Origin of the sequence: Planococcus halotolerans (genome assembly GCF_003289955.1) — a bacterium.
In the GTDB taxonomy this organism is placed as follows: domain Bacteria; phylum Bacillota; class Bacilli; order Bacillales_A; family Planococcaceae; genus Planococcus; species Planococcus halotolerans.
The window spans coordinates 306,675-317,542 of the sequence record NZ_QLZR01000004.1 but is presented as its reverse complement, the minus strand read 5'-3'; the positions used below and the strand labels follow the sequence as shown (position 1 = coordinate 317,542).

Sequence of the window (10,868 nt, the reverse complement as noted above, 5' to 3'; positions counted from 1 at the left end):
ATGGCAGCCAGCGTTTTACGGGAAAAGCCGCTGACAATCAAAAAGGTCAAAGCCGTTACAATCGCGCCGGTAATGAGCACAAGCAAAATAGGATTATGTCCTTCCAGTAAGTAAGGAATCATAAATTTAAAGAGAATGAATATGGTCAGTCCTAAAGTTATAACGGATTTGACACCCTTCAGCTTTCCGAAGAAGAGTAAAAGTGCAATGAAAAGCCCAACAAGGAGATAGGACGGATAATCCCGGGCGTAATCGAGGGGAGCGGCAAAGCTTATTTCCCCGTTTTCAACCTGAAACCGGACGGTAATCCTGTCACCTTCTTCAAACCAGAAGTTGCTGCTTGCGTAGTAGGTGTCTGCGTAATTGTAGCCTATGACTTCTATCTCCCGGCCTTTGTATTCTCCTGATAAAATCTCTACATTTAAATGTTGAAATTCTCTTTCCGCTTGAGTCATTTCATCCAGTTCTGTTCCTTCTTCTATGATTTCCAGGACACGGGCGGTTGTGCTGACCGAATCCGGAATGTCTTCCTGCATCATTTCCTGTTCGCCAGGGTTCGCCGGCGGGGGCGTACTGGTTGCAAGAGCAGTAGAAGGGATTGTTAGAAAGGCGAATAAAATGAGCGTGAGTAGTCTAAGCATTAGGTCTATCCGCTCCTTTGTGCGTGTCAGTTATGGGTATGATGCGCTCTTATTATAGCAAAGGATTGAGGGCACTAGTCTAGTCAATTTAGGGTAAATTTAAGAGGGGGGTATAAGGAAGGGGTGTTTGTTATCTTCTTCCTTTGCTAATCTGGTAAAAGGCATGGTTTATTAGTTGGCTAATTACAAGTATAGTAAGCGAGGGAAAAGGAAAGACGGGTTTTAGAAAAAGTACTGTACTTATTTTTGGGTATTTTTGAACTAGTCACTTATGGTTATCTATATATTTACTGACGGGTGCGATTGTTCACTAAAAGCGAGAGCGTAAAATATCTTGTGTAAATGACTTAACAGAAATTCTTAAAGCGTATGAAGTTAACATATGAGGGCTTGTCGGCAGGGAAGGGTTGCATACAAAATCATTTCCTTTTTTCGTTCGAGTTAGTGTACTTTTACCATCGCTTTCGCAACAGGAATGAAAGCTGATCATATGTTTTTATTTGAAGGAACTGAACATGGGAGAGAAGCATCTGCAATTCGTAATTTTCAATAGAAGTTTGGGTTTCTGTAAGTCTCATCACTGGTTCACCTGTCGGACAGACGTCCTTTTTAGTATAGCAAAGCTTAGATAAAATAAAGGTGAGGTGACCAATCATGCAATTTGTATTCGATCTTGACGGAACCATCTGTTTTAAAGGCCAACCCTTAACCCAAGAAATTTGTGCTGCTTTGGATGAGTGCCTGGCAATGGAACATGAAATCATCTTTGCATCTGCCCGACCAATACGCGATTTATTGCCGGTGTTGCCGGAAAAATATCACCGGTTAAGAATGGTCGGTGGAAACGGGGCTTTTCGAAACGCGGATGGCTCAATCGAAGTAAACAGTTTTGACAAGAGTACTTGCAAGCAGCTATTCGATATCATTGGTGTGCATCAATTATCGTATTTGATTGATAGCAGCTGGGATTACAGCTATACCGGAGAACAGACCCATCCGATCTATCAAAATATTGATCCGTTGAAGAGCGCGAAAAACGTGCCGATTGATTTGCTGGAAAATGTAGTGAAAATGGTTCTTTTTACAAGCAATGCCGAGATACAGAAAAGCTTGGAAACCCTTCCGCTGACCCTGCATCTGCATCAGGATGAAGGAATCCTTGATTTGAGTCCGGAAGGCATTGATAAATGGGCCGGGCTGCAGCAACTTGGAGTCAAAGAAAATGAGTTCATTGCTTTTGGTAATGACTCAAATGACATTTGCATGTTTGAAGCTGCCAAAGAAAGCATCTGCATTGGTAATCATTCGGTTGCCAAAGAACATGCGACCATACAAATCACAGCGGATCAAGTGGCAAAAACGATTTTGCATATGAGTGAAAAGTATCTCAAGCAAGAGATTGAAGTAAAATAGTCTAAGTAAAAATGTATTTACACTTTCAAACCCCGTTAAATTAGAAAAGTTATCTAAAGATTTCCAGGTAACATGTGACGTATTATCAGATGGGAAGGACCTCGATTGAGGTTTCTTCCCTTTTTTGTTCGGAGAAGTGTACTACTTTTACGAACGCTTTAGAACAGTTAGTTGATGACAGACAATAGCAGTCCCAGTCATACATCAATTTGAGAACTTTATTCTTCTATCCACTGTACAAGGGGAGAGGGAAATTTCATTCGGCCCCAAGTTTAAGAACCGCCTCTTAAGGGAATAGGAAATTTGCAGTGTTATAACCTCTTTTGCGCAGCATATTCTACCCAACATCCATCTACTCAACATATCTATAAATCACTTCATAAATTCATCTATTACTTCACAAGTAAGCTTTTGTTAACCTCTACTGTTTTGCCTTGCAGACCTTATTTCTTTTTGTTGCTGATTAGAGATTAAATTCTGCACCAATTAATTTCTACTACTATTCCTCAATTGCTTCAACAATGATTCATCCATAAGGTGACAAGTAACCACAAAATAGGAGGGAAACAGTTGAAAAAGAAAAATAAGAAGTTGCTCAAAACCTCGCTGGCTGTCGCTTTAGTTTCGGGAATCGGCGTAGCCGCCTTAAGGAAAAAGGGCGTCACAGGTGTAATGAAGTCCGGTATGACTGAGAACATGAGTATGACAAACACCATGGTTAAAGAGAAAATGTTTGGTATAAGGCAGGAAATCGCCAGCCAAAAATTAAAGCCGTCTTCCAATTTTCCTTTAATTCACCTTCCTGAAGGCTATGAAATCGAAAAAGTGATTGACGGGCTTACTTACCCGACGTCTGTGGCGTGGGACAATGAAGGGACTCTGTATGTTGCGGAGGCAGGCGGTGCCTTTAAGGATGAAGAGGGTGCCGAGGCGAGAATCCTCCGTATTGAAAATGGACAGGCGACCGAAGTTGTTAATCTAACGGGCAAGATTTACCCGGCCATTTCCGGTATGACTTGGCATGACGGGGCTTTCTATATTACGCACAGGGAAATGGACTTATCCGGAGCAGTTTCCAAGGTAACAATGGACGGCGAGGTGACGCAGTTGATCGGCGGTATCGTCGATGCCAAGTCCGACCACCAACCAAACGATCTCCGGGTTGGAAGAGACGGGAAGATGTATGTCTGCTCGGGCATCGGAGGAAACTCGGGGTTTATGGATCAAAACGTAATGGCGGCCGTTAAACGGGCTCCGGATGGACATCCGACCACGGCCAAAGATATCGTGCTTACCGGTGTTAATATAGAACTTCCCAATTTCCTGAAAGATTCGCCTGATTTGATCCAGACGGGTGCTTTTGTGCCTTTTGGCACCGTGACAACACCTGGCCAAGTGATCAAAGGCCGCAATAAATGCGGGGGAGCGATTCTTGCGTTTGACCTGGATGATCCTGAAGGTACAGTCAAACCGTATGCATGGGGGTTCCGTAACGTCATCGGCATCGCCTGGAACAAAGCGGGCGACATGTTTGCCTCCGTCAATGGATACGACAATGCGCCAGGAAGACCGATTAAAGACGTGTACGATGGAACTTACCGTGTGAAAAAAGATGCCTGGTATGGCTGGCCGGATTTCCTGGCAAACTTTGATCCTGTTATCGATGAAAAATACAGACCCATCAGCTCATCAATCGCCCCTGTCTACATAGACGGGAAGAGACGGGAAAGGAAGCTTTACTTTTTGATCGACCATGAAGCCAGTGGTCTGAAGCAGCCCGATAAGTCACTTATTACAGGGCTGCATGAAGTCAACTCCTCCCCTTCAAAGGTTGATATTGCACCTGAGTCTTGGGGTGAATATGCCGATCAGTTATTTGTGGCTGAATTTGGTAATATGGAATGGCTGACGAATCCGGCAAGAGACAAACCCGCCGGAAGCCGGATTTCGGTCATCAATACGAAGAAAAACGGCGCACAAAAAGTGCAGCCCTTTATTCAAAATGAAGAACCGGCACCTGCATCGCATTTAGGGAAACAGGGCGAGGGAATCGAACGGCCATACGATATGAAATTCGGACCGGACGGAGCGATGTATATCGTTGATTTTTCCTCGCTTCTCGTAAACCTGAATCGCTTAGCTCGAGATAAGGGGGCATTCCCGGTTGATTTTCATATGAAAACGGGTATTGTCTGGAAAGTAACCAAAAAATAATGGGAATGATGCAAGAGAAATTTCCATCATTTTCACTGACTTTCTCGTACAGAGGCTGGAAATAGGGACTTAAATATCGCTAAGATAAAAGGGCAGACCATACTTGGTCTGCCCTTTTATCTTAGTTTTAATTTTTACTGAACTAAGCTAGTAAACCGACAGGAAAGCCGCTGAGATTCATTCTATTTAGAGGGACTTTTTTGGAAATCGAAGGGGCCTTTTCCTATTACTCGATCCATTCTTTTCACCAGCAATAGAAACCCTTTCATCCAAATCCAACTGTAAAAAATTGAAAACAACAAAATTGCCATGATTAAATTCAAATCGGCACCTGAAGTACCCGCCGGTCCTAATATTGGAAACTGGATGACAAGCAGGATAAATAAGATGCCCAATGTCAGGGTAATCCCGGAAAACGCAGCGACAAGAATCCCTCTTTTGAAATACCTGAAAGCGAAGCCCATACCCAGCCCCAAAAGCCCGGTGGTAAAAGGGAACGCGAACAGTTCACTCGGCTGAATGATGGCAATCATGACAAGCGCTACGGTATAGGTCAAGAAACCAAGCTGCAGAGAGATCACTGTAGCAATTAAAATGGGTAATGTACTAAGCGCACTGACCACGAATCCAAGTCCACCTAACATTCCAGCTGATTGGAGGATGGTCGCAAAAGAAGCCAAGAGCGCGCCGTACACGATTTTCCTGGTAGGGGGGAGAGGAAAACCAATATATTTAGCGGCAACTTTTGTATCGGAGTTGATAAATTGTTTGCACTTCTTGAGTAATCTGCTCATATTCGATTAGTCAGCCCCTTTTCCTTTTTCATCCAAGTCGAAGGCCATTCCCCTTTTATAGGAAAATGGCCTTCTTTGGTGTGTTTAATCCAACCCCAACTTCTCTTTTGCCTTTTTGATGGTTTTGCTAATGACTTCATCCTGAAGAGTGGTTTCATCGGTATCGAACTTTTCTTCGGTTTGCAAGTCGAACTGGAATTGTTCCGCGTAAGGTGCCGGCTTGTTCATCACATAAGCAGCTGTTTGTTCCGTGTAAAGTTTCCGGGCCTCGACCGCTGTTTTTTTGCCTGTTGCGATTTCATGCATCATGTTCAAAGCGAGAATATTTGCGGCTTCCATGTCGCAACGTGCCGAGACTTCCCCTTTTGTCCGTTCAATCACGACACTCCCGTCGAATTTGGCGATTTCACTGAACTTTTCAGGAGGCACTTGGTAGTTGATGACTTGTTCAATGACATCGGAATGTGGTTGTGGAAAGTCATGCGGGATTTCATCCCGGTAAACAATCGTTCGTTTCCACGGGCCATTAAAGTACCAGATCAATTGGCTGGGTGTGGCTTCATTGGGAGGTCCATAGGCTTCGATGGTTTGTTCCGAAGACTTTTTTGACATTGTTGGCCAATCTTCGGTAATTTTTTTAACGAGTTCAATGTCCGCGGTGACAGAAGTCCCTTTTTCTCCGCCGGTATTCGATGAATGAAGTTTGATATTACTCGCCATTCCGATAGCTGCTGTCTTCAGCCGTTCCTGGGGATCCACTTGACTGGCGGCTGTTGGCGCTTTTTCGTTGTGTTCCATCTTTTCATCTCCTCAGAATTTTTACTTATAAATAAGTTTACTTCTACAAATTTCTTTTAGGGTTAAAATGATATCCTTGCTTTTTTCCTATTCCCCGGTCTGAATATTGTAAACTTTTCGAATGACACTAAGCGCCTTGGCAATTAAGCATGAAATACTTTCATTGTCCGGATGAACTTTACGCATATAAATAGGTCTATTCTTGTTGAAGGAGATGGAAATACAAGGATGCGGCTAAATTTATAACACCTTTTACAACCAATATCATACTTATTTTGTTTTTTTCATGTTTTTTTGCGTACGTTCCCTTTGAATTAATTTTCTTTTAATATCGTTAATCCTCTCTTCAGCTCTTTCCGTATTGATTTATGTAAGTGTCCTTTCATAATTGCTTATTTTATAGATCATCATTTGAAAAGTGAGAGTATATGTCTTATGTGTTTAAAGAGGGTTATTGCGGGAAATTTAATCAATGGTCGACAAAATAAGTTCAGTTACAGAAAAAACCGAGGAGGAATGCAATGTGCACGGAGACTTTCAGAACAACTTCATTCGAACCCATTTACTGTATCATGCCAATCAGCAAGCGATTTCCGCTAGAGAGATCCTCGAGGAAGTCAATAGCCATGGGTACAATGTGACAGAGGAAAAGATTGAGAAGCAACTGTCGCATCTGGCCGCAGAAAACTTCCTTTCAACTGCTGATTCTTCGTACATGATTACAGACTCAGGAAAAAAGGAATTAGAAAGTGTTCAAAAACACTTGAAGCCGCTATATGAAGAAGTCGGAAGAAACTAATCACCAAGCTGTACCATGGGTATACAGGTTGAAAGTAAAGAAGCCCAGAAATTAACCTAAGAATTTCATGAAAATATGAAAGCACACCAGAAATTGGTGTGCTTTTTAGCGCTTGTTAAATATGTTATGGAGGTAACAAGACAGCATGACTACGTTGCATTCAACCTGAAGACCTTTAGTCGTAAGGAATAAAAATGGGCCATGTTATCCGTAAAACATATCTAAAGAAACTAATAAAAGCTATCATCTTATAGCAGAACATCACTAAAAATCAGATTGAATTGCTAAAAGGTTTTCAAAAAGTTAATAAGGGAATCAAAAAAATAACGAATGAGATTTAATAAGGAAGGAGAAGAAATTCTAAAAGTTTGAACAAAAAAAGGGCTGAAAAAACGACGACTTATGTATAAAGAGACGGTCAGAATCAAATCTATTGCTATTCTCGAGGAGAAAGGAGGAGTTTGATGAAAAAGGATAAACCAGAAAACATTCCGGCTCAAAAACAGGAGCAGTGATCGACTACTCTGTGACAAAAGGCGCCATTTTGTCATTTACACGCTCACTTTCGGGTTCTCTTGTCGAAGAGGGGATTCGAGTGAATGCGGTTACCCTTGGACCGATTTCGACGCCGCTGATTTCAGCATCGTTTCCGTCAGATAAAGTGGAGGGATTCGACAAAGAAGGGGGCATTCGGCACACCGATGAAACGGTCGGGCCAGCCGGATGAACTGGCGGGTGCCTATGTTTATCTCGCTTCGGATGACGCCTCTTATATCACGGGGCAAGTGCTGCATATCAATGGTGGTACACCTTATTAAAGGGAGAAGGGCTTTGTTCTAGGAGCCCATAGTTGTATGTTCTATAAATGAAAAACAATGAATAATTTTTTAGCTTGCAGTGAAAAGCTACTGCTAGACCAAGGAAGGATGAAGGAAAATGCCAAGCACTGAATTGAAAGCCTTAATCATTAATTGCACATTAAAAAAGAGCCCGGATACATCGAATACGGATGCGCTCATTAATGAAGTCATCAAGCATTTTGACAAAGAAGGCGTTTCATCAGAAATCATAAGGCTAGCTGATTACAATGTTGCCCATGCCATGGTGATTGATGCAGGGGAAGGCGATGAGTGGCCGAAGATTTACGAAAAACTGCTGGATGCGGACATCCTGATTATCGGAACGCCTATCTGGATGGGAGAAAAAAGCAGCTACGCCACTAAAGTCATTGAACGGATCTATGCGGGAAGCAGTGAGACCAATGAAAAAGGGCAGTACATCTACTACAACCGGATTGGCGGAGCGATTGTGACCGGAAACGAAGACGGAGCTAAAGACAGTGCCAAATCCATCTTATATGCTCTTTCGCATATGGGCTTCATTGTGCCGCCGAACGCCGATACTTATTGGGTAGGACCTGCCGGGCCGGGGCCTTCTTTTATTGAAGCGGACGGAAATCAAAATGATTTCACGATGCAGCATGCAAAAATCATGGCTTATAACTTAATCCATTTTGCCAGAAACTTTAAAATGCATCCGATACCTGCGGAAGGGAATCTGATTGAATAGCAAGATTAAAATACAACTCTTTAATCGAAAATACGGTCGGTAAAACCCAGGAGAGCTGGATCACAGATACGCCAGCCCTCCTGGGTTTTGTACAGGGTTGCGAGAAGAGATTCAAATACCTCTCGTTTCCATTAATATGTCTGGAATTATAGCGATGCGACAGAACGGAAAGATACCCTCGCTGTTTTTGAGACAATCGAGACATTCTTAAATTAAATATCAGGTTTATTAAACGGTTGCATATGACAAGAAAGGCTGATGGATGGACGCTGTGTACCGCAGCAAAGGAATGGGGGGAAGTAAGGGCTGTGTAAGAGTTGCTTCGGTTGCTTCCATGATCTGCTGGTTTCTTTCTGTCCTCGTGGCAGACGAAGCAACCTTTACACCAAGCAAATCAACAGAAGGTTGCGTTGCAGAAAAGTGCTTTACGATAACAGCTCGCTCAGTTGACAGCTTTAGATCTTTGTCTTGAAAAAGATAGACGGAATACAGATTGGTTTCAATGATAATTTCCTTTAGTTCAGCTATATGCATCGCTTGAAACGTTTCTTGCATAGTTTCCATTGCCCAGTTTCGATAAAGCATGGACCGATTCAAGCTAACACTCCTTTCTTCTTGAAACTGCCGATGGCAGCCATCAATTCATTGCTGTCTTAGCGACTAACGGCGCTTCGATGATATATCGGTCAGGCGCTGATCCGATAAAGGTAAACGGATAGCAGGTAGTCAGCGTCAATGTGGGTGCATCTTTCTTTACGATGACAGTGCGGTCTTGCGCATCGGTAATCCACGTTTTTTCAATTTGATATTCATATTGCACATCTTCGAATTGGATATACATTTTGCTTCCGGTCTTTAACTCTCCCAGTTCTTGAAAGACGGTGTCACGGTGTCCAGACAAAACGGTATGCTTGAGTCCATCGGGCGGGGTCGTGAAATTTCCTATATGATAACCGACTCCCTGGTTCAAGGTATCGACGTCTGTTCCCCAGTAAATGGGATATTTCATATCAAGTTCTGGAATCAGCAGCCATCCGATTTCTGCTCCTTTGGCGTACTCTTTATAATCACGCAATGGCGAAGCATCTGGCTTTTCAATTTTTTTGTCGGTTTTGATAGGCAGGGGTTCAACTTGAGCGGAATCTGTCACCACGCCATCAGAATTTCCTCTTTCAGTAGCCATGATCAGCTTATGATTTTCAGAACCTGACAGCGGACTGTCCGTGTTTTTGACAATGTCATCTTGTCCAAGGGCTTCGCGGCCAGAAGAAGTCCCAGAAAGCCAAAAATAGCCGTTCCATCCGGCAAGTACGAGTCCGGTTATGATCAACAGTGAAGCCATTTTCTTTCTCATCGTCTGTCACCTCTTCAGGATTCAGTGAATCTCTTAGTACGTAACGCTATTGAACTCCTTATTCCCTCTATTTTACTGCATAACCCTCATTGATTTGGTTTTTTTATTAAAGAAGGTCTTTTTTTATCATTTAAAATCCAAGTTGAAATGATAAAAGATTTGTTGCTAACATACTGGCTTAAACTTTCATCTAAACCATTAGATTTCTTCATTGAAGAAAAGTAATTCCAAAAAGAAGGAAGTGAAAAGGTGTAAACTTCGTGGGTAATTATATTCAAAATTCTGATAATTTTATTAATTAGTTTGGTAAAAGGGTAGGGGAAGGCTATCACCGTATGGTGAAATCGATCAAGAGGAGATGAACAAATGAAAAAAATCTTGGTTTTACTGCTGGTATCGGTATTAGCAGCAACAGGTTTTGCCGGCGCAGTTTTCGCAGCACATGAAGGGCTCGAGTTCAATGTGGAATTGACACCGGAACAGGAAGTCGGGGATGTGACAAGTGACGCGACAGGACAGGCGCATTTCAAAGTCAGTGAAGACGGGGAATCATTGGAATACACGGTAAGTGCCTCTAACTTGAACAGCACATTGGCTGGTCATCTGCACAGCGGCTCGGCAGGAGAAAATGGCCCGGTGGAATTGTTTTTATTTGAAAATGAAGAACCGATGGACTATAACGGAGAAGTAGCGACGGGTACATTGAATGCGGATGATCTTGTCGGAGACATGACATGGCAGGATTTCTCCATGGCACTTGTCGCTGGCGACATTTATGTGAATCTGCATACGGAGGAATATCCAGATGGTGAAATTCGTGACCAGCTGGTAGCAGAAGGCGATGAAATGGCCGATACGGCTTCAAATGGTCCATTGTTTACGATGGTGGGGTTATTTGCAATCTTAATGGGTGGAATTCTGTTGATTGGCAGACGCCAAAAAGCCACTGCGTAACACAAGCCCTTAAAAAGCTGAACTCCTGTTATAGCTGATAACAGAAATTCAGCTTTTTTATATTGCCTTGAAGTAGAGCGAAGTGTTTAACTGATACCCAAAAAACCTTAAATACATACATACATTCAATCGACTCCTTTGACTGGCAGTACTGAAGCGAATCTTTCCTGAAATAAAAAAAGCCCCATGCAAAATATAGAAGTGATGATCCGTTTCGGGATCCGTCCTTCTTTATTGCGTGAGGCTTGTTAATTTTTTTTTTCTAATTTGAAGCTTATTTCGATGATGCATTCTTAAGTAAATCAATTACGGAAAAACGGCATGGCTTTCGG

At 42.6% G+C, this 10,868-nt stretch carries 10 protein-coding genes and 1 pseudogene; 6 read left to right on the top strand and 5 right to left on the bottom strand.

From position 1 onward, the window contains the following. Positions 1-641 (bottom strand): YibE/F family protein (locus tag DP120_RS12370; protein WP_205854539.1); only part of this gene is annotated, 641 nt, incomplete at its 3' end. A 654-nt stretch (positions 642-1,295) separates the two neighbouring features. Here DP120_RS12370 and DP120_RS12365 point away from each other — a divergent pair. Beyond that, positions 1,296-2,054: an HAD-IIB family hydrolase gene (locus DP120_RS12365; protein ID WP_112223980.1), complete on the top strand. Its 759-nt coding sequence runs from the start codon at positions 1,296-1,298 to the stop codon at positions 2,052-2,054. A gap of 570 nt (positions 2,055-2,624) precedes the next feature. After that, complete coding sequence (locus DP120_RS12360) at positions 2,625-4,268, top strand: PQQ-dependent sugar dehydrogenase (protein ID WP_112223979.1); 1,644 nt, start codon at positions 2,625-2,627, stop codon at positions 4,266-4,268. A 182-nt stretch (positions 4,269-4,450) separates the two neighbouring features. Here the strand turns inward: DP120_RS12360 and DP120_RS12355 are convergent, their stop codons facing one another. Both DP120_RS12355 and DP120_RS12350 read right to left on the bottom strand, forming a co-directional pair. Further along, the gene (locus tag DP120_RS12355; protein WP_112223978.1) at positions 4,451-5,062 is read right to left on the bottom strand and encodes a hypothetical protein; all 612 of its coding nucleotides are present in this window, start codon (positions 5,060-5,062) and stop codon (positions 4,451-4,453) included. A gap of 84 nt (positions 5,063-5,146) precedes the next feature. Beyond that, a complete protein-coding gene (locus DP120_RS12350) occupies positions 5,147-5,860 on the bottom strand; it encodes a hypothetical protein (protein WP_112223977.1) in 714 nt (237 codons plus the stop codon). A 523-nt stretch (positions 5,861-6,383) separates the two neighbouring features. Between DP120_RS12350 and DP120_RS12345 the strand changes: the two genes are divergently transcribed. From DP120_RS12345 to DP120_RS12335, 3 genes and pseudogenes are all read left to right on the top strand, one after another. Further along, the gene (locus DP120_RS12345; protein ID WP_112223976.1) at positions 6,384-6,659 is read left to right on the top strand and encodes a winged-helix domain-containing protein; all 276 of its coding nucleotides are present in this window, start codon (positions 6,384-6,386) and stop codon (positions 6,657-6,659) included. Between the two features lie 487 nt (positions 6,660-7,146). Then, positions 7,147-7,477 (top strand): annotated as a pseudogene (locus tag DP120_RS12340) (SDR family oxidoreductase); the annotation flags it as partial. A gap of 118 nt (positions 7,478-7,595) precedes the next feature. Beyond that, positions 7,596-8,228 carry a flavodoxin family protein gene (locus DP120_RS12335; protein ID WP_112223975.1) on the top strand — a complete coding sequence of 211 codons (633 nt, stop codon included), beginning with the start codon at positions 7,596-7,598 and terminating at the stop codon, positions 8,226-8,228. 228 nt (positions 8,229-8,456) lie between these two features. Here DP120_RS12335 and DP120_RS12330 read toward each other — a convergent pair whose 3' ends face one another. Both DP120_RS12330 and DP120_RS12325 read right to left on the bottom strand, forming a co-directional pair. Further along, positions 8,457-8,813, bottom strand: coding sequence for a hypothetical protein (locus DP120_RS12330; protein WP_165843791.1), 357 nt, complete (start codon positions 8,811-8,813; stop codon positions 8,457-8,459). Between the two features lie 52 nt (positions 8,814-8,865). After that, positions 8,866-9,582: a class D sortase gene (locus DP120_RS12325; protein ID WP_112223973.1), complete on the bottom strand. Its 717-nt coding sequence runs from the start codon at positions 9,580-9,582 to the stop codon at positions 8,866-8,868. 366 nt (positions 9,583-9,948) lie between these two features. Between DP120_RS12325 and DP120_RS12320 the strand changes: the two genes are divergently transcribed. After that, a complete protein-coding gene (locus DP120_RS12320; protein ID WP_112223972.1) occupies positions 9,949-10,536 on the top strand; it encodes a CHRD domain-containing protein in 588 nt (195 codons plus the stop codon). The last annotated feature ends 332 nt before the right edge of the window (positions 10,537-10,868 follow it).

Bases quoted from the DNA above. Each gene is read 5' to 3' on its own strand.
- DP120_RS12320 (WP_112223972.1), top strand. From the start codon at position 9,949: ATGAAAAAAATCTTGGTTTTACTGCTGGTATCGGTATTAGCAGCAACA.
- DP120_RS12330 (WP_165843791.1), bottom strand. From the start codon at position 8,813: ATGCTTTATCGAAACTGGGCAATGGAAACTATGCAAGAAACGTTTCAA.
- DP120_RS12355 (WP_112223978.1), bottom strand. From the start codon at position 5,062: ATGAGCAGATTACTCAAGAAGTGCAAACAATTTATCAACTCCGATACA.
- DP120_RS12325 (WP_112223973.1), bottom strand. From the start codon at position 9,582: ATGAGAAAGAAAATGGCTTCACTGTTGATCATAACCGGACTCGTACTT.
- DP120_RS12350 (WP_112223977.1), bottom strand. From the start codon at position 5,860: ATGGAACACAACGAAAAAGCGCCAACAGCCGCCAGTCAAGTGGATCCC.
- DP120_RS12335 (WP_112223975.1), top strand. From the start codon at position 7,596: ATGCCAAGCACTGAATTGAAAGCCTTAATCATTAATTGCACATTAAAA.
- DP120_RS12365 (WP_112223980.1), top strand. From the start codon at position 1,296: ATGCAATTTGTATTCGATCTTGACGGAACCATCTGTTTTAAAGGCCAA.